Here is an 18,608-nt window from a genome sequence, read left to right as displayed (position 1 = left end):
GGTGGTGAGTTGTGACTTCACCACAGATTCCAATAATTTGTTTTAACAACCCATCGTCCATGGTCCGTTTTTGCTAACCGGAGTGAACAATTGATTCCCGTCAAAAAGAATCAGCCCACCACCACCTCCGAACCAGAATCTTCCTTCGCGATCCTGGTAAATAGATTGCACAGCACCGATATGCAGACCTTGTTTTTCACCAAAGTGTGTCAATTCTCCGTTCAGGTAGCGATACACTCCGAACCCTTCGGATGAAAACCACATGACCTTATTCCGATCTTCGTAAACGGTCCACACTTCGTTGGTGCCGATTTCTTTTCCTGCAACTAAGTGGGTAAAGCTTTTCCCGTTGTATTTACTGATTCCGCCGTCCATGGAACCGAACCAAAGATTTCCCTGATGATCTTCTGCAATACTGGTTAGGTCATTCGAAGACAGACCGTTCTTTTTTGAGAGATGCTGAAATGTTTTTCCATCGAATTTGTAAGCGCCTTTATCAGCTGTTGCAAACCACAGATTTCCTTTGCTGTCCTCCGTAATGGCACGTATCCAGCTTTTTTCTGCTTTGGGAATCGGAAAAACTTCGAAGTGTGTGCCTGTAAAACGACACAAACCCCGAAAAGTTCCGGCCCAGATTGTTCCTTTGCTGTCCTGAAAAATGCTCCAGACTCCCGGATCGCTCAAACCGTCTTGCTCAGTGAATATTTGAATGTTTTGGCCTTTTGCCGAAGGATCATACCTGGTAATACCGGTATTGGTGGAGAACCACATATTCCCGTTTCGGTCTTCCAGTATTCCGGTAACCTGGGAACCGCTTAAACCTTCCCGGATGTTGATATAGGCTAGCCCTTTCCCGTCGTATTTTGCTAATCCGTCGCTATTGGTTCCGAACCAGAGATTTCCTTTGCTGTCTTGGAAAATACGCCGTACATATTCACTGATTGCATTGCTGTAATAACAAGGAAGTTGCGGACCATAGACCAGGGTGTCATCCCAATGTCCGGTTTGTGGAATGCGTACTTCGCGCGTTTTGACATCCAAAGTCTGTACACTGTAAAGACAGCAAATGAAGGATGTTCCGATTAAAAGAGCTCTCATAATTTTTCCTGTTTTCATAAAGGTAGAGAACGTCTTTTTCACTGTTTTTAAAGTAATGTAAATTAGTGTAAAATAGCTGTTAGGGTTTTATTCATTTAGATAGAGCCAGGAAAAAACAAAGTAAGTTTACCCGAAGTGCTTATTAGGAAGGAAAGAAATGTTTTCCCGGAAAACTTCCATAGTTAATCGCTAACTATTCCCAATTTATTACACCAGTATTCTGAATATTCCCTAAATTTGGGACTCATTAACGAAGCAATTTTATGATTCAATTATCAAATCGCGTATTGGAAATGGAAGAGTCGGCTACCCTGGCAATGTCTCGAAAAAGCAGAGAACTGCGTGCACAGGGAAAAGACATCATTTCGTTGAGTTTGGGGGAACCCGATTTTCATACTCCGGACTTTATTAAAAAAGCTGCTCAGGAGGCGATGGAACAGAATTTCACCACTTATACTCCTGTTCCGGGATACGATGATTTGAGAGATGCGATTGCCAATAAGTTTCAGCGTGATAACGGAATTCCTTACAAACGGGAAAATATTGTCGTTTCCACCGGGGCAAAACAATCCATTGCCAATTTGGTAATGGCAGTGATCAATCCAGGGGATGAGGTGATTATTCCTGCTCCATACTGGGTTTCTTATGCTGAAATCGTGAAAGTTGCCGGTGGTATTCCGGTAGTTATCCCGACTACTATCGAAAGTGATTTTAAATTCACTCCGGAACAGTTCCGCAAGGCGCTTTCTCCGAAAACAAAAATGATGATGTTCTCCTCTCCGTGTAATCCCACCGGGACCGTGTATACGAAAGAAGAACTAAGAGCGCTGGCTGATGTAGTCAAAGCAAACCCACATGTGATTGTCATGTCGGATGAGATCTACGAGCATATCAATTTTGTTGGACACAATCATTCCATGGCGCAATTTGAGGATGTTCGCGAACAAATTGTAACCGTAAACGGAGTTTCGAAAGCCTGGGCTATGACCGGTTGGCGGGTTGGATATATCGGTGCTCCAAAGGAAATTGCGGATGCCTGCAATAAAATCCAGGGACAGTTCACTTCAGGGACGTGTTCCATTGCACAGCGCGCAACCATTGCGGCGGTAAATGCAGATCCGGCCATTTTGAAAGACATGGTGAAGGCGTTTGAGAACAGACGAATGTTGGTGTTGGATGCTTTGGATAAAATGCCGGGCGTGAAAACAAATAAACCGGGAGGAGCGTTCTATGTGTTCCCGGATATTTCCAGTTTCTTCGGAAAAAAATACGGAAATACGATCATCAAAAGTGCAGAAGATCTGTGTATGTACTTATTGGACAAAGGAGTCGCATTGGTTTCTGGGGAGGCTTTCGGTGATGCAAATTGCATGCGTATTTCCTATGCCGCATCCGAAGAAACCCTGACGGAGGCAATGAAACGCGTTGCAAACGCATTAGCAGAATTGAACTAAATGACGATACACGAAATACTTGCTGCATTCAAAACCAAACGCATTTTGGTAGTTGGCGATGTTATGATAGATGCTTATATGCTGGGAAAAGTTCACCGGGTAAGTCCGGAAGCACCTGTTCCCATTGTGAGCTTGGAAAGCGAAGAGCAACGACTGGGTGGAGCGGCAAATGTGGCTTTGAATTTGCAGTCCCTGGGTGCAACTCCTATTTTATGTGCATTGGTTGGTGCTGATAAGGACGGCCGCATGCTCAAGGAACTGCTGGAAGCACAAAATATGCTATCCACCGGGATTGTTTCCAGTGAAAATCGAGTGACGACAGTTAAAACGCGTGTGATCGGAAATCAGCAGCAATTATTGCGGATTGATGCGGAAGATACTCATCCTCTCAACCAGGAAGAAGAAGAAGCCTTCCTCAGTTCAGTCCGGAGAACGCTTGAAACCGGGCAAATCGATGCGATCATTTTTGAAGATTACAACAAAGGGCTGTTAACACCGGCTGTGATCGAAGGGATCATTGAACTTGCAAAGAAACACGCTATTCCGACTACGGTTGACCCGAAAAAGGACAATTTCCTGGCTTACAAAGGCGTAACGCTCTTTAAACCGAATATGAAAGAGCTGAAAGAGGGAGTGGGGATAGATTGCAGTTTCCAGAAGAGAGCTTTGTTTGACCAGGCTGTGGAAGTGTTGGAGCAGCATTTGCAGAACGAGATCACCTTCGTAACACTTTCTGAATACGGAGTTTATATTAAAAATGGAGACCGAAAACATCATGCGCCAGCCCATGTTCGCACTATTGCAGATGTGAGCGGAGCAGGAGATACCGTTATCTCAGTGGCAACATTATGTCTGACAGCAGATCTTTCCGTTGAAAGTATTGCCGAATTATCTAATCTGGCCGGAGGGTTGGTGTGTGAAAAAAGTGGAGTGGTAAGTATCGACCCGGACCAGTTGATACAGGAATGTGAAGGAAAACAGTATAGATAGAATTTAATTTGAAAATTGAAAATTGAAAAGTAAAGAAAGCAACGCTTTCGATGTGGAATTCTGAACGAACCATCAGAAAAACCCTTTTCAATGATCCATTTTCCATTCGCAATGAATAAGATGGAAAGAAAAGTTGTAAAGCCATACGGCACAGACGGTAAATCAAAGAAAGAAGAGGTAGCTGAAATGTTCAATAAGATTTCAAAGCGCTACGACTTTCTGAATCACTTTTTATCTGTTGGAATTGATAAGGTCTGGAGACGAAAAGCGGTCAATATGCTCAAAGAGATCCAGCCTAAACGCATTCTCGACCTGGCCACCGGAACGGGTGATTTTGCTATTCAATTAATGAAATTGAACCCGACTGAAATTGTGGGAATGGATATTTCCGAAGGAATGCTGGAAGTGGGACGTGAAAAAATGAAGAAACGCAGTTTCGATCAGGTCATTTCCATGGTGCTGGGAGACTCTGAGAACCTGCCTTTCGAGGACAACTATTTTGACGCATTGACTGTAGGTTTCGGAGTTCGTAACTATGAAAATCTGGAAAAGGGCCTGGCTGAAATGCTGCGGGTCGTTCGTCCGGGAGGAAAACTGATTATCCTGGAATTTTCAAAGCCAAAGAAATTCCCGGTGAAACAATACTATTCCTTTCATTCGAAATACATCATTCCATTTTTTGGAAAGCGGATTTCGAAAGATGAAAAAGCATACGCTTACCTGCCGGAATCGGTCGCTGCATTCCCGGAAGGAAAAGATTTTACGGATATTTTGGAAAAACTGGGATATCGGAAAGTTGCAGCGAGATTGGTTTCCGGCGGTATTGCAACGATTTACTCAGGGGTAAAATAATTGAAAGTTCAAAAGGTTCAAATCCGGAACGCAATCATTTATTACGGATTCAAAGTTTCAACTTTTTGAACATTTAAACTTTTTGAACTGATTTTTTTAAAATAAAAAAATTCAAACAGCGTTTGACAAGTATGAATGGGAAATGGGTCATAACGATTATCAGTCTTTTACTAACGGGTACTCTTTTTGCACAACCTGAAAAACCGAAGAATTATAAACGCTTTGATGAGCGCTGGATTCATTTTGGGTTTATGCTGGGGATCAATTCGGCCAATTTTAAGGCCATTCCCGTGAATGATGCCTATGCTTCTTACAACCTGAAATCGCTTGAAACGCATCGCCAGCCGGGAGGCCAGGTGGGAATCGTGACAACTGTTAAGCTCGGGCATCCGGTTGTTCGTTTGCGTTTTATTCCAACCTTATCTTTCCAGGAACGTGCTGTTCGCTATTATTACCAGGATCCGGATCCTTCCGTTACAAAAGATATTTTTCAGGAAGAACGTGTCAACTCGACCAACCTGGATTTCCCGTTAATGCTTCAATTCAGAACGTTGCGGATCAATAATTTTGCGGCATATGTGCTTGTAGGAGGACAATATTCCTACGATTTGCAGTCACAGGAAGACGCTTCACAAAACTTCATTGATCCTTTTATTAAGATCAAGGCGAACGATTTTCAGGGACAAGTAGGTGGTGGATTGGAATGGTTTGCTCCCTATTTTAAATTTGGTTTTGAAGTGAAGTTTTCTCAAAGTTTCCAGAATTCATTGATCCAGGATAATTCGCCTGTTTCCAAACCGATCGATCGCCTGTACAACAAAGTGCTTTGGATTTCCCTTATCTTTGAAGGCTAGAATCCATTTGAATGCAGGTACAATTTCAATTTTCTCCTGAAGAAGCAAAAGACGAACTCTTCATCCGTTCGGCAATTTCCCGTGAATTAAATATTCCCGCCGGTTCATTTGCTTATAAATGGCACAAACGTTCCATTGATGCACGTAAACGCGACATCAAGATCAATGCAAGTTTTGAGGTGTTTCCGGATGGGATTATTCCCGCTTTTGACGCGGAATTCAATCCGCAAAAAGTAACGGAAAATTCCAAAACAGTTCACATTATCGGGGCTGGTCCTGCCGGGTTGTATGCCGGACTGAGAGCCCTGGAACTGGGACTGAAACCGATTGTGTTTGAGAGAGGAAAGGATGTACGTGCCAGAAGACGGGATTTGGCGAAACTCAACAAAGAACACCAGGTCAATCCCGAATCCAATTATTGTTTCGGAGAGGGTGGAGCCGGAACTTATTCGGATGGAAAATTATATACGCGCTCAAAAAAACGCGGAGACGTGATGCGCGCTCTGAAATGGTTTGTGCATTTTGATGCGCATGAAGACATTATTGTCGACGCGCACCCGCATATCGGGACCAATAAGTTGCCTCAAATCATCGTAGCGATGCGCAATTGTATTCGTGAATTTGGCGGGGAAGTACATTTTGAATCCAAACTGACGGATATTGAAATGACTGATGGAGCAGTTCGGGCAATTGAGATTAACGAACAAACAAAAATCCCATGCAATGCCTTGATCCTGGCAACGGGACATTCTGCCCGGGATATTTTCTACCTGCTGAAAGAAAAGCAAGTCGCTATTCAGGCGAAGGCATTTGCACTGGGAGTAAGAGTAGAGCATACGCAGGAGCTTATTGATGAAATTCAATACCACGGCCGGCACAATGACTGGTTCCTTCCGCCGGCTTCTTATTCGCTGGTAACTCAAGTCCAGGATAAAGGGGTTTATTCCTTCTGTATGTGCCCGGGAGGAATCATTGCGCCTTGTGCAACAGCGGACGGAGAAGTAGTTACCAATGGCTGGTCTCCGTCCAAACGAAATAATCCGACATCCAATTCAGGCATCGTAGTGAGTGTGGAACCTGGTGAATTGCCTGGTTATTCTCCGGATAATCCCTTGGTAGGCCTGGAGTTTCAACAAAAAGTAGAACGCGATTGCTGGAAAGCAGCCGGAAGCACGCAAGCTGTTCCTGCCCAGCGCCTGAAAGATTTTGTAGAAGGAAGGAAATCAATCGACTTCCCGCGTACGTCCTATCAGCCGGGAATTGTTTCGGTAGATTTGAATACGGTACTTCCCGATTTTATTGCCAAAAGATTGCGGCAGGCGTTTATTGATTTCGACCGGAAGATGCGTGGTTTTTTGACCAATGATGCGGTTTTGCACGCCCCGGAATCGCGCACGTCAAGTCCGGTTTCTGTTCCCCGAGACAACGAAACCTGTATGAGTATCAATACCAAAGGATTATTTCCATGTGGAGAAGGTGCCGGATATGCAGGTGGAATAATTTCCGCAGCAATTGACGGAATGAAGTGTGCGGACGCGGTAAAAACATACCTGGAGCAAAACTGATTGGCTTTGAATACAATCTGATTAATCCCCCGTCCTAAATCAAACAGCTTCATTATTTGGGAGCACACTCTGAAAACAGTGTTATGTTTGTTGGAATATTTGCTATGTTGTTCTTTGGTCCGATGTTTTAAAAATGAAAGACATTCGCGTACCACTCGAAGAACTTTCTTACAGAATTGAGAATAAAGTAACCAGGGAAAATGAAAAGAAGCAAAAAATAAAATTCATGAACCATAAGGCATTAGAAATGATTGGGATCATTGATACCAAACATTTTTTTTGGGCGGATAAATTGAGAGCGGTTAAGTCTATGGATTCTTGAATTAAAATCATTAGAGGTTCAAAAGGAACAAAGTCCCGATCATCCGGAACCAGGGAATTTGCCTTTTTGATAGTGAAATTATTGCTGAGAACTACTTTTCAATTTTCAATTGTCCATTTTCAATTTCCTCTGCAAACATCAAATCTTCTTCCATCAATTTTGTCTCTCCCAATTCTTTGTAAATACCGGCGCGAATCCTTAAAAGTTCCGGTGTCGGATATACCAGTTGAAGTAGCAGGTTCATATCTCCCAGAGCTTCATTGTATCGTTTTGCAGCAATGTAAACCAACGTCCGGTTATTCAGCGATGTCGTAAGAAAAGGGTTTAAGGAAAGGGCTTGGGTCAAATCTTCCAATGCTCCGGTCCCGTCACTTTCTGCAATTTTCACCTGTGCTCTTTTCTCGTATGCTTCCGGGTAGCGCGGATCGATCTGGATGGCACGGTTGATGGCTTCCAGAGCCTTTGTGTTGTCTCCCATCCGGAAATAACAGTAACCGATATTGTTCCAGGCCTCTTTGTAAAGCGAATCCTTCGATAGAATGGTCCTGAAATGACTGATGGCCTTCTCGAAATGTTCCAGTTTTGTTTCACAATAGCCCAAGTATAAAAGCTGCGGAAGATCGTCCGGATTGTGTTTCAGCAAAACCAGTAAGTCTGATTTACATGCTTCGTAATTCCCGGTTTTGTAATATAGTGTTGAACGATCGTTGATCGCTTCATAAAAATCGGGCTTGAGTTCGATTGCTTTGTTGATGTCACTGATCGCTTGTTGCAGATCGCCTTTTTCATAGTTTACTTTTGCCCGGGATTTATAAACGGAAGCTTCAGCCGGCTTCAGGGAAAGGTACTTGTCAATATCCCGGAGTGCTCCGTCGAAATCCCGCAATAAATTCCGGTAGTAACCTCTTTGAATGTATGCTTCCGCATTGTTGCTGTCGGCAATGATGCGGTTATTGGCAATACGGATCGATAAACGGTAGGAAGCGTATTTACTGGTATCCGGAGCTTCTTCAAACTGGGAATACAGCAAGGAACACGTAAAAACAAATAGAATGGTACTTAAAAGCTTCATGATTACTGAATGATTTCTGCCAATAAAATGGCGGTTGCAGTGGCTACATTGAGTGATTCTGCTTCTCCGAATCGTGGGATTGTTACAGGAATATCAATCAGCGCTTCGATTTCAGACCGGACACCTTTTCCTTCGTTTCCCATAATGAGAATACCGTCTTTGGGGTAATCTATTTTCTTGTAATTTGTTCCGTTCAGCATGGCACCGTATTTCTGTTGAGGCGTCTGTGTCAAATAGCTTGCCAGGTCTGTATAATGAACCGGTATGCGATAGATTGCTCCCATGGAAGACTGGATTACTTTTGAATTGTAACAATCCACCGTGTCTTTGGAGCAAACAACCTGCTTTACACCGAACCAATCTGCCAATCGAAGGATGGTTCCCATATTCCCCGGATCCTGGATTCCATCGAGAACAATCGTAAAACAATTACTTAACAGCGCCCGGACCGGGCGTTTAAAAATGGCGATGCATTTGTTCGGTGTTTTTAATTCGGAGATGTGTTCCAATTCTTTTGATGTGACGCTAAAAGTTTTGGAGTGAAATTGGCTCGGAATTTGCGGATAAAATGCATCAAGACAAGCAAGCAGTTCTACCTGTGAAGCAAAGGCAGAAAGTCCCTCAAGTACTGATTTTTCGCCTTCTACAACGAAAAGCATTTCCTGGTCCCGGTTTTTTTTTAACTGGAGGGATCGGATCCATTTTTGTTTTGCTTTAGAAAGGGCTTCCACTTTTTTTTGTCAAACATACCAAATTCACGTCTTTTAAATGAATTTTTGTTTTGGTTTCTTATTTTTGTCTATATGTTGAGGGGATTGGAACAACTTAAACTAAAGCACTTATTCGTAATTTTTACGGTTGCTTTTGCTGTTCAGGGATGTTTGTCCACAAAACTGGTTCCCGACAATAAACACTTGCTCAAAAAGAACAAGTTTAAGGTTGAAGGAGACAAGATTAGTACGTCGGAATTGGAAGAGGTATTAAAACAAAAACCAAACCTGAGAGTACTGGGCATTCCTTTCAGGCTGAAACTCTATAACTCCATTGATAGTGTCAGAACAGAGCGCGGAAGGCTCCACAAACTGGACCGGCTGAACAAAAAGAACAAAAAGAGGTTCAAACGCGAGATCCGGATCAATGAAAGACGGAGGCAACGGGCTATTCGAAAGGGAGCACCGGATTATATTTACAAAAAGATCAAATTAAAAGATACGCTTGATCCGAACCTGACTTTGCGTCAATTGATCAAATACAAATTCGGGGAAGCACCCGTTATTGCCGATACCGGGGCAATGTCCCGCTCCAGGACTCAGGTTCAGGCATACATGCACTCAAAGGGGTATTTTTATGCCGAGGTAAGCAGCCATTTCGATACGATTCATCGCATGTTCAACAAACACAAGCTGAAAAAGAAGGTTATCGCTAATTATGAAATCAAGACCGGAAACCGTTATTACATCGACACCATTAAATTGATTTGTAAGAATCCGGGATTACGGGGCGAGTTTAACCGTTTTATTGAAAAGGAGTCAGACAAAAACGGATTGAATACGGATTTCAAAGCAAGCATTATCGATAAAAAGCTGATTCACCTTCCTTTCGATGCGGATAAATTAAGCGCTTATCGAGGTGAATTGGCCCGCTATTTTCGCGACAGGACTTATTTCGGGTTTGTTGAGTCTAATGTCAGTTATAAAGCAGATACCTCCCGGACATCGAATTCGAGTGATGGAGAACTGAAAATGACGCTGACGGTGCTTATTGGAGATCGTGCGATACAGGATAAAGATAATCCGAACTCGGTGAAATATATTCCGCATGTTTCAACACGAATTGAATATGTCTTTTTCCACTTTTCCGATACCAGCAATTACAGAGGAGATTTCAAGCATACGGTAGCAGGGCGGGGACTTGATCTAAAAGAAAATGGGTTTATTATTTCGCTCGATTCCCTTTTATACAAGAAAGTAAGGAGAAGAGTTGAGGACCCTGCGACCAAGGATTTGGGATTGCCGAGAAATAAGCGGGTTTATTTGAAAAGTACAGAACGGAATATCTGGGGAAAACAGAAAGACAGTATTGACTATGATCCGCACCGGATTGCGGTATTCTATTACAATGGGAAGCCATTTGTAAGCCCAACCCTGATCGAAGCGCAGAATTACCTGGAAAACGACAACTACTATAAGGAATATTACCTGGAACGTTCGTTTACACGCTTGGTACAATTGAACTTGTTTTCTGTCATTAAACCGGAAATTGTAGAAACGTATCCGGGAAGCGGTATCGTCCATGTGCATTATTACCTGGTGCCAGCCACGAAACAAAGTTTCAGCTTTGAACCGCGGGCAAAGAACTCGAACGGGTTCCTCGGATTGAGTGCGTCCCTGAATTATACCAATCGCAATATTTTCAGAACGGGAACGAACTTCATTTTTTCTGTTTCCGGAGGTTTTGAATCCAACCCCAGTGTATTTAGTACGGACGATAAAGGGAATAAGATCAAAACACAGGGAAGAAGCTTCAATACTTTTGAATTCGGTCCTTCTGCGAAGCTGGATATTCCGGGCTTGTTTCCTTTTGGGGTGACCATTCTGGGAAAGAGACAACGGCCGAGAACGGAACTTTCTGCGGCTTATAACTACCAGCAGCGACCTGATTTTGCGAGAAGTGTTCTCCAATTCAATTACTTGTATAAATTCCTGGTGGGAAATGGTAAAACACAGTCTGTTTCATTTGGTCTTCCGGGAGCATCCGTTATCAAATACGTTTCATTGGATCCGAAGCCTGATTTCACTGCAAAACTGGCACTGCTGAATGACTTGTTCTTGAAAAATGCCTACCGGGACCAATTTATCTGGGAAGATTTCAAGCTGACATTTGACTATGATAACTTGCTGAAAACCAATAAAATAATCCCTAAATTGCGTGTTACGTATTCAGGAAGTTTTTCGATTGCCGGGAATCTCCTGAATGCAATTACATCCATCAATCCGAATTACGATACCCTGGGACACAAATTATTCATGGGGATTCCATATTCGCAATTTTCTGTGATCGACAATAAGATTGTGGCCTACTACAAAACGGGTAAGCGCACACTGATCGCTTTTCGCACCATGGCCGGAATTGGTTTCCCGATGAAAAACTCTCCGACATCGCTTCCTTATGATTATTCGTTTTTTGCGGGTGGATCAAATGATAACCGGGGTTGGGCTGCAAGAACTCTTGGTCCGGGTGCCTATCAGGGATTACTGGATCCGAACCTGATCGCAACACAGATCGGTGATATCCGCTTCAATGCATCTTTGGAATACCGGATTAATTCCAGGGGAATTTTAAATCATGCCGTGTTTATTGATGCAGGAAATATCTGGACCAGGAATAACGACGTGAACAGGCCCGGAGGACAAATATCTGCACGATTCCTGAAGGAGCTGGGAGTCTCTGTGGGGTATGGACTTCGATTTGACTTCACGTACTTTATCTTGCGTTTTGACCTGGGGCTTCCGATCCATGATCCTAGTTTCCCAACAGGCGAGCGGTGGATTTTCTCTAAGAAAACGGAGTTCTATACCCTGGCGGAGCAGATTTACGGTACAGATTACCGGGATAATATTCCAAATTACCTGTACCAATTGCGTTTGAACTTCGGGATCGGTGTTCCATTCTGATACTTCCGTGTGAATTTTATGGTTTCTACTTTAATATTCGGCACTTTTCATTACTTTTACACCCCAAATAATGACTAAAATGGCTTATTCAATTAAACCCGGAGTTGCCTCCGGAGATGAGGTTCAGGAAATTTTTCGCTATGCGAAAGAAAAGGGATTTGCACTTCCGGCTGTAAACGTTACGAGTACTTCTACGGTCAATGCAGTAATGGAAACAGCGGCGAAATTGAATTCACCGGTGATTATCCAGTTCTCAAACGGCGGGGCACATTTCTTTGCTGGAAAGTCCTTGTCCAATAAAGACGAACAGGCTGCTATTTTAGGAGGGATTTCCGGTGCGAAACACGTACATGCATTGGCTGAAGCTTATGGTGTAACGGTGATCCTGCATACGGACCATTGTGCGAAAAATTTACTTCCCTGGGTGGACGGCTTGCTGGATGCCGGCGAACAGTTTTTTAAAGAAACAGGGAAACCCCTTTACTCTTCTCACATGCTGGATCTTTCAGAAGAACCGATCGAAGAAAACATAACGATTTGCAAGAAGTATTTGGCTCGTATGAGTAAAATGGGAATGACTTTGGAAATCGAATTGGGGATTACCGGTGGGGAAGAAGATGGCGTGGATAACAGCGACGTGGATTCGTCCAAACTATACACTCAACCGGAAGAAGTTGCTTATGCTTACGAGGAACTGATGAAAGTAAGTCCTCGTTTTACGATTGCTGCTGCATTTGGAAATGTTCACGGGGTTTACAAACCCGGAAATGTGAAGTTGACGCCAAAAATCTTATTGAACTCTCAGAAATACGTTCAGGAAAAATTCAATACAGGCCATAATCCGGTGGATTTTGTTTTCCATGGTGGTTCCGGTTCTACGGTAGATGAAATCCGGGAAGCAATCGGGTATGGAGTAATCAAGATGAACCTGGATACCGATCTTCAGTTTGCATTTACGGAAGGTGTACGTGATTACGTCACTTCTAAAATTGATTACCTGAAAACGCAAATTGGTAATCCGGAAGGGGAAGATGCTCCGAACAAGAAATACTATGATCCGAGAAAATGGTTGCGCGAAGGCGAATTGACATTTGTGAAACGTTTGGAGCAATCGTTTTCCGATTTGAATAATATAAACACATTGACAAAATAAGCTGGTGATATGAGTTGGTTTAAACGTTCCAAAGAAGGTATTACTACCTCTACAAAAGATAAGAAAGAAACCCCGGAAGGACTTTGGAGTAAATGTTCCCGTTGTAAAACAGTGTTTACGGCACAGGACCTGGAGAAAAATTCGTGGGTGTGCGATCGTTGTTCAAACCATGAAAGAATTGGTTCCGAGCAATATTTTCAGCTCATTTTTGATGAAGGTAAGTATACCGAGATCAATGAAAAAGTAACATCCGGTGATCCGCTGGAATTCGTAGATACGAAAAAATATACCGACCGAATCAAGGCAACCCAAAAAGCAACCGGGTTAAAAGATGCGATCAGAACAGCCTATGGTGACATGGATGGACATCCGTTCGTTGTTGCAGCTATGGACTTTGCATTTGTGGGTGGCTCCATGGGGTCAGTCATGGGTGAGAAAATCGCACGTGCCATTGACAAAGCAATTGAGTTGAAAGCGCCTTTCATGATCATTTCAAAGTCGGGGGGAGCACGTATGATGGAAGCAGGTTTTTCCCTGATGCAAATGGCGAAGGTTTCAGGTAAACTGGGACAATTGTCCAATCACAAATTGCCTTACATTTCATATTTGACGGATCCTACAACCGGTGGTGTGACCGCTTCCTTTGCCATGTTGGGTGATATTAACATTGCGGAGCCGGAAGCGTTGATCGGTTTTGCCGGACCGCGGGTAGTGAAAGAAACCATTGGCCGGGATCTTCCGGACGGATTCCAGACTTCCGAATTCGTTTTGGAACATGGATTCCTCGACTATATTATCGATCGAACAGAATTGAAAGAAAAGTTAGGACATTCCCTGAAACTTTTCAGATCTTAATGAATAGTTCCTCCCGGTAAAACCGGGAGGATTTTTTTTGCCATGAAAATACTCACAGAAGCGGATTTTAGATCTTCAACGTGGAGCGGAGGGACTACCACGCAGCTGATTATTTCTCCGGAAGGAGCGAGCCTGGAAGAGCGTAATTTTGATTGGAGGATCAGTACGGCTGTAGTGAAGACAGAAGTGTCCGACTTTACCGTTTTTCACGGATATGAACGTATTTTGATTCCTCTGAAAGGAAAGCTGGAAATGGAACATCGAACACCAAATGGGGTAATCCGTCAAGACGTCAGTGAATTTGAATTGGCTCGTTTCAGTGGAGAATGGTCTACGAAAGGAAAGGGGAAGATTACGGACTTCAACATATTTTTCAAGCCCGTTTACCATCCCAAACTGCATATCAGCCATTTTTCAGGGGAGACCGAGGTTGTTTTACCCGAAACAACCGATATGGTGTTTCTTGAATCCGGGTCGTGTACGGCCGGCATTCGATTTATTCACGCTCCGGCACTTTTGTTAATTGAGGATTCGGAAAAGGTACAATTGGCCTGTTCAAAGGATTCCCGGATAATTTCCATCGAACTGGATTTAGTTGACTGATTTCCCGTGAGTACTACAATATTCTCTTGCTATATCAATGAATCGGGCCAAATTCACCGGGGATTCATTTATTCGTTGAAATAGGTTGAATATTCATTTGTTCAGAAAATATTTTCATCAGGAGCTTCTGTATATGGTTGAAAAGTATATATTCGTTCTACTGAAAACTAATGCAGAACTAAAGATATTTTACCTTGAACAAATTAATTAGCATATTCACTTTTTTATTTTTGCTCACCAACATTGGCTGGTCTGCAAAAGTTAGCGAAGCAGATACGTTGAATAAACTGGATGCTCATGGAAAAAGAACAGGGTATTGGGTTGTTGATGAGGAAAATGATGCCACTTCGCTGGATAGCAAATCAAAAAGGAAAGAAGGAAGATACATTAAAGGCCGAAAGTTTGGTGCATGGATCTGTTATTATCCGGATGGAAAAACACCGCGACTGATCGGTGAATATTTAGACAACAGACCCGGCGGTGCTTATTTCCGTTTTGACAGAAAAGGAGAATTGCTTCAGGCTAGCAGCGTTTCAAGAAAAAATACACAGCCTCAAAACCTGGAGGTCCACAACGGATTATTTGATTGCCGTATGATGTTCCACAATCGTGAAATGGTTGCCGGTCAGGTATTCTTTGCGAAACGTGCATTCAGTGTTCCGTTTTCATATCAGTTTTGGGTAGAGGAATCCCTCAATCAAAACCAGTCTCAAAATGCGCATGTGAATTTTGCCTGGTTGTCACAAAATTATCCGCAATTGTACTCCACATACCTGAGTGTAAGAACACCGCATAAAGTCACTGTAGAAAATCCTGAAATTCAGAATGTAGTAAGCCAGATTGAAAAGATTCAGGATTCAAATACCAATTCTCCTGTCCGCAATTCGATCATGAATGCACCGTTTATTCACACTCCGCGTGTTGCCAAAGGGGCTGTTTTCCAACCGAATGGATTCAATAAATTGTACACGGTTTCAGATGAGATCTGGATCGACGGACAATTTAGAAACGGTCAGCTGAAAGATGGAAAAGTATTTGTCTATGACCGGGACGGTGTACTTCTGAAAGTCCGGATCTTCAAAGATGGAATGTATGTCTCCGACGGAGGGCTGTAACCATTTAAACGTTTATTCGGGAGTGTGACGAATGCTCCTTACACTGTCAATTTCTTTTATTTTCGTTTTTACGTCTGAAGCTCAGAATGTACCACATTTGTTCCCAACCGGTTAGTATGCATGGATCAATTTCCCACAGCAATTGAAAAAGTACCGGGAAGTCCTGGAAATCTATCACGAAAAGTAAGCATTGGCTCAACTAATTCATTATTCAGCGTTCATAATTCGGAATTAGTTGCTATCTTTGCACCATAATTCCAAAAGTTGGGGTTCTACATAATAATCATTCAAGTAATATTGGCATGTATTTAGATTCAGCAAAAAAGAAAGAGATCTTCGCTAAACACGGAGGTTCAGAAACAAACACAGGTTCTACAGAAGCACAAGTTGCTTTGTTTACATTTCGTATCGCTCACTTAACGGAGCATTTGAAAAAGAACCGTAAAGATTACGGAACACAAAGATCTTTGCAGTTATTGGTTGGTAAGCGTCGCAGTATGTTAGATTACCTTAAGAAAAAGGATATCGAGAAATACCGTGCGTTGATCAAAGAATTAGGTTTACGTCGTTAATTCGAAACGGTAGGAACGAAAAACGTTTCGTTCCTACGACAAATATTAAAAAGGGGGGCTTGTCGGAATTATCCGGTGTCCCCTTTTTTGTTTAAATCGTTCGTAGAACGATAAAGACAGGGACGCGAGGCCTCGCGTCAGTACATATAAATGAAGGCATTTTAAACACGTAATAGATAAATATGAATATAGGAATCAAAAAGTCCATCGTTACTGGCGGGAAAGAAATTTCCATCGAGACCGGAAAATTGGCAAAACAAGCCGACGGGTCAGTAGTGTTACAAATGGGCAACACGGTGTTATTGGCAACAGTAGTTGCGGCACCAGAGGCAAAAGAAGGAGTAGATTTCCTTCCGTTAACGGTAGATTACCGTGAGAAATATGCGGCAGCAGGACGTTTTCCGGGAGGTTTCTTCCGCAGAGAGGCACGTCCGTCTGAAGCAGAAATTTTGGTCATGCGTTTGGTGGACCGCGCATTGCGTCCATTATTCCCGGACGATTACCATGCAGAAGTTCAGTTGATGATTCAATTGTTGGCTTACGATGGTGTAAACAACCCGGATGCACTGTGTGGTTTGGCAGCTTCTGCTGCAATTGCAGTGTCGGATATTCCGTTCAACGGACCGATGTCTGAAGTACGTGTGGGCCGTGTGAACGGGGAGTGGATCGTGAATCCTACCATGGAAGAAATGAAATCGGCTGATATCGATATGATGGTTGCCGGTACCATGAAAGACGTAAACATGATCGAAGGAGAATTCAAAGAGATCTCGGAATTGGAAATGGTTGAGGCGATTAAAATTGCACATGCTGCAATTAAGGAGCAATGTCAGTTCCAGTTAGATCTTGGAGCTATGATCCCGACAGCTAATCCGAAGCGTGAATACTCTCACGAAACTCATAATGAGGAAGTGAAAGCGAAAGTGTACGAATTGGCAATGGATAAATGTAAAGAAGTTGCTCGTCAGGGTCTTGCTAATAAAGCGAAAAGAACAGAATTGTTTGACGCCATCAAAACGGAAGTGAAAGCTGCATATTCAGAAGAAGAATTGCTTGAAGTAGGAGGATTCATTTCTACTTACTTCTCTGAAGTGAAGAAAAAAGCAGTGCGTTGGGTGATGTTGAACGAACAAAAGCGTTTGGATGGTCGTAAATTCGACGAGATTCGTCCGATTTGGGCGGAAGTAGATTACTTACCAATGGTTCACGGATCTGCAGTATTTACACGCGGAGAAACGCAGTCATTGACCACCTTGACGCTTGGTGGTAAAATGGATGAGCAATTGATCGACGGAGTGACTTTCCACGGAACAGAGAAATTCTTATTACATTATAACTTCCCTCCATTCTCTACAGGAGAAGCGAAGCCTTTGCGTGGAACTTCCCGTCGCGAGATCGGACACGGAAACCTGGCATTACGTGCATTGAAACCGGTTCTTCCGGAAGATAATGCATATACGATCCGCTTGGTGTCAGATATCCTGGAATCAAACGGTTCGTCTTCGATGGCAACTGTGTGTGCAGGTACATTGGCATTGATGGATGGTGGTGTTCAAATCAAGGCGCCTGTTTCAGGAATTGCTATGGGATTGGTTGCCGACGAAGGTAAATTTGCAGTATTGTCCGATATTTTAGGAGATGAAGATCACTTAGGAGATATGGACTTTAAAGTAACCGGAACAGCAGCTGGAATCACAGCTTGCCAAATGGATATTAAAGTAGACGGTTTACCATATGAAGTATTGATCCAGGCATTGGAGCAAGCTCGTGCAGGTCGTTTACACATCTTGAACAAGATTGTTGAAACAATTGCGAAACCAAATCCGGACTTCAAGCCGCAAACTCCTCGTATCGAAGCATTCAATGTGCCGAACGATATGATCGGAGCGATCATCGGACCTGGAGGTAAGATCATCCAGGGAATCCAAAAAGATACGAACACAACTATTACTATCGAAGAATTGGAAACAGGTGAAGGACGTGTTCAGATTATGTCGAACAATGCGAAAGACATGAACGCTGCGAATTCACGCATCCGCTCCATCGCTTTCCCTCCAACTGTAGAAGAAGGCATGGAATACGAAGGAAAAGTGAAAGCGATCAAAGATTTCGGGGTATTCGTTGAAATACTTCCGGGAACAGACGGGTTGATCCACATCTCTGAGTTCTCCTGGGAGAAAGTAGCGAAAATGGAAGACGTAGTAAAAGAAGGAGACGTATTGAAGTTTAAAGTAGTCGGAAAAGATCCGAAAACGAAAAAATGGAAATTGTCCCGTAAAGTGTTATTACCAAGACCGGAGAAAGCTGCTGAAGCTCCAAAAGCTGAGTAATTGAAACTAGCATAAAACAAAAGCCCCGATAAATGTCGGGGCTTTTTTAGTATCTTGAAATTTGTAAAACCATCTTTTCAGTTTTTAATACAGGGGATT

General features: G+C 43.0%; 16 protein-coding genes. 13 read left to right on the top strand and 3 right to left on the bottom strand.

Going from position 1 to position 18,608, the window contains the following annotated elements:
• Positions 1-42 precede the first annotated feature (42 nt).
• Positions 43-1,098 carry a ligand-binding sensor domain-containing protein gene (locus tag FO442_RS11690; RefSeq protein ID WP_186280078.1) on the bottom strand — a complete coding sequence of 352 codons (1,056 nt, stop codon included), beginning with the start codon at positions 1,096-1,098 and terminating at the stop codon, positions 43-45.
• 263 nt (positions 1,099-1,361) lie between these two features.
• Between FO442_RS11690 and FO442_RS11685 the strand changes: the two genes are divergently transcribed.
• From FO442_RS11685 to FO442_RS11660, 6 genes are all read left to right on the top strand, one after another.
• Complete coding sequence (locus FO442_RS11685) at positions 1,362-2,552, top strand: pyridoxal phosphate-dependent aminotransferase (RefSeq protein WP_144333376.1); 1,191 nt, start codon at positions 1,362-1,364, stop codon at positions 2,550-2,552.
• Positions 2,553-3,542, top strand: coding sequence for a bifunctional heptose 7-phosphate kinase/heptose 1-phosphate adenyltransferase (locus tag FO442_RS11680; protein WP_144333375.1), 990 nt, complete (start codon positions 2,553-2,555; stop codon positions 3,540-3,542).
• A gap of 120 nt (positions 3,543-3,662) precedes the next feature.
• Positions 3,663-4,394: a bifunctional demethylmenaquinone methyltransferase/2-methoxy-6-polyprenyl-1,4-benzoquinol methylase UbiE gene (gene ubiE, locus FO442_RS11675; protein WP_144333374.1), complete on the top strand. Its 732-nt coding sequence runs from the start codon at positions 3,663-3,665 to the stop codon at positions 4,392-4,394.
• Positions 4,395-4,525: 131 nt separating this feature from the next.
• A complete protein-coding gene (porT, locus tag FO442_RS11670) occupies positions 4,526-5,248 on the top strand; it encodes a type IX secretion/gliding motility protein PorT/SprT (protein WP_144333373.1) in 723 nt (240 codons plus the stop codon).
• Between the two features lie 11 nt (positions 5,249-5,259).
• Positions 5,260-6,813: an NAD(P)/FAD-dependent oxidoreductase gene (locus tag FO442_RS11665; RefSeq protein ID WP_144333372.1), complete on the top strand. Its 1,554-nt coding sequence runs from the start codon at positions 5,260-5,262 to the stop codon at positions 6,811-6,813.
• 133 nt (positions 6,814-6,946) lie between these two features.
• The gene (locus FO442_RS11660) at positions 6,947-7,135 is read left to right on the top strand and encodes a hypothetical protein (protein ID WP_144333371.1); all 189 of its coding nucleotides are present in this window, start codon (positions 6,947-6,949) and stop codon (positions 7,133-7,135) included.
• 91 nt (positions 7,136-7,226) lie between these two features.
• On the opposite strand, the gene FO442_RS11655 is transcribed toward FO442_RS11660, so the two are convergent.
• Both FO442_RS11655 and FO442_RS11650 read right to left on the bottom strand, forming a co-directional pair.
• Positions 7,227-8,207: a tetratricopeptide repeat protein gene (locus FO442_RS11655; RefSeq protein WP_144333370.1), complete on the bottom strand. Its 981-nt coding sequence runs from the start codon at positions 8,205-8,207 to the stop codon at positions 7,227-7,229.
• Positions 8,208-8,209: 2 nt separating this feature from the next.
• Positions 8,210-8,938: an RNA methyltransferase gene (locus FO442_RS11650; RefSeq protein ID WP_425460004.1), complete on the bottom strand. Its 729-nt coding sequence runs from the start codon at positions 8,936-8,938 to the stop codon at positions 8,210-8,212.
• Positions 8,939-9,022: 84 nt separating this feature from the next.
• On the opposite strand from FO442_RS11650, the gene FO442_RS11645 reads away from it, so the two are divergent.
• The 7 genes from FO442_RS11645 (at position 9,023) to FO442_RS11615 (ending at position 18,509) form a co-directional block, all read left to right on the top strand.
• Positions 9,023-11,881, top strand: a complete 2,859-nt coding sequence (locus tag FO442_RS11645; protein WP_186280076.1) for a BamA/TamA family outer membrane protein — start codon at positions 9,023-9,025, stop codon at positions 11,879-11,881.
• A 79-nt stretch (positions 11,882-11,960) separates the two neighbouring features.
• Complete coding sequence (gene fbaA / locus FO442_RS11640) at positions 11,961-13,034, top strand: class II fructose-bisphosphate aldolase (RefSeq protein WP_144333368.1); 1,074 nt, start codon at positions 11,961-11,963, stop codon at positions 13,032-13,034.
• Positions 13,035-13,043: 9 nt separating this feature from the next.
• Positions 13,044-13,889: an acetyl-CoA carboxylase, carboxyltransferase subunit beta gene (gene accD / locus FO442_RS11635; RefSeq protein ID WP_144333367.1), complete on the top strand. Its 846-nt coding sequence runs from the start codon at positions 13,044-13,046 to the stop codon at positions 13,887-13,889.
• Between the two features lie 42 nt (positions 13,890-13,931).
• A complete protein-coding gene (locus FO442_RS11630; RefSeq protein WP_144333366.1) occupies positions 13,932-14,492 on the top strand; it encodes a HutD/Ves family protein in 561 nt (186 codons plus the stop codon).
• A gap of 194 nt (positions 14,493-14,686) precedes the next feature.
• Positions 14,687-15,607 carry a toxin-antitoxin system YwqK family antitoxin gene (locus FO442_RS11625; protein WP_144333365.1) on the top strand — a complete coding sequence of 307 codons (921 nt, stop codon included), beginning with the start codon at positions 14,687-14,689 and terminating at the stop codon, positions 15,605-15,607.
• 302 nt (positions 15,608-15,909) lie between these two features.
• Positions 15,910-16,179: a 30S ribosomal protein S15 gene (rpsO, locus tag FO442_RS11620; protein WP_144333364.1), complete on the top strand. Its 270-nt coding sequence runs from the start codon at positions 15,910-15,912 to the stop codon at positions 16,177-16,179.
• A 182-nt stretch (positions 16,180-16,361) separates the two neighbouring features.
• The gene (locus tag FO442_RS11615) at positions 16,362-18,509 is read left to right on the top strand and encodes a polyribonucleotide nucleotidyltransferase (protein ID WP_144333363.1); all 2,148 of its coding nucleotides are present in this window, start codon (positions 16,362-16,364) and stop codon (positions 18,507-18,509) included.
• The last annotated feature ends 99 nt before the right edge of the window (positions 18,510-18,608 follow it).

The sequence above is a fragment of the Fluviicola chungangensis genome, from assembly GCF_007558725.1.
GTDB lineage: Bacteria > Bacteroidota > Bacteroidia > Flavobacteriales_D > Crocinitomicaceae > Fluviicola > Fluviicola chungangensis.
Note: the sequence above shows the minus strand (reverse complement) of the source record. Positions and strands in the feature narration are given on the sequence as shown.

Coding starts and splice junctions, on each gene's coding strand:
- rpsO (WP_144333364.1), top strand. CDS start 15,910: ATGTATTTAGATTCAGCAAAAAAGAAAGAGATCTTCGCTAAACACGGA.
- FO442_RS11630 (WP_144333366.1), top strand. CDS start 13,932: ATGAAAATACTCACAGAAGCGGATTTTAGATCTTCAACGTGGAGCGGA.
- FO442_RS11615 (WP_144333363.1), top strand. CDS start 16,362: ATGAATATAGGAATCAAAAAGTCCATCGTTACTGGCGGGAAAGAAATT.
- FO442_RS11655 (WP_144333370.1), bottom strand. CDS start 8,207: ATGAAGCTTTTAAGTACCATTCTATTTGTTTTTACGTGTTCCTTGCTG.
- FO442_RS11690 (WP_186280078.1), bottom strand. CDS start 1,098: ATGAGAGCTCTTTTAATCGGAACATCCTTCATTTGCTGTCTTTACAGT.
- ubiE (WP_144333374.1), top strand. CDS start 3,663: ATGGAAAGAAAAGTTGTAAAGCCATACGGCACAGACGGTAAATCAAAG.
- porT (WP_144333373.1), top strand. CDS start 4,526: ATGAATGGGAAATGGGTCATAACGATTATCAGTCTTTTACTAACGGGT.
- fbaA (WP_144333368.1), top strand. CDS start 11,961: ATGGCTTATTCAATTAAACCCGGAGTTGCCTCCGGAGATGAGGTTCAG.
- FO442_RS11660 (WP_144333371.1), top strand. CDS start 6,947: ATGAAAGACATTCGCGTACCACTCGAAGAACTTTCTTACAGAATTGAG.
- FO442_RS11680 (WP_144333375.1), top strand. CDS start 2,553: ATGACGATACACGAAATACTTGCTGCATTCAAAACCAAACGCATTTTG.
- FO442_RS11685 (WP_144333376.1), top strand. CDS start 1,362: ATGATTCAATTATCAAATCGCGTATTGGAAATGGAAGAGTCGGCTACC.
- FO442_RS11665 (WP_144333372.1), top strand. CDS start 5,260: ATGCAGGTACAATTTCAATTTTCTCCTGAAGAAGCAAAAGACGAACTC.
- accD (WP_144333367.1), top strand. CDS start 13,044: ATGAGTTGGTTTAAACGTTCCAAAGAAGGTATTACTACCTCTACAAAA.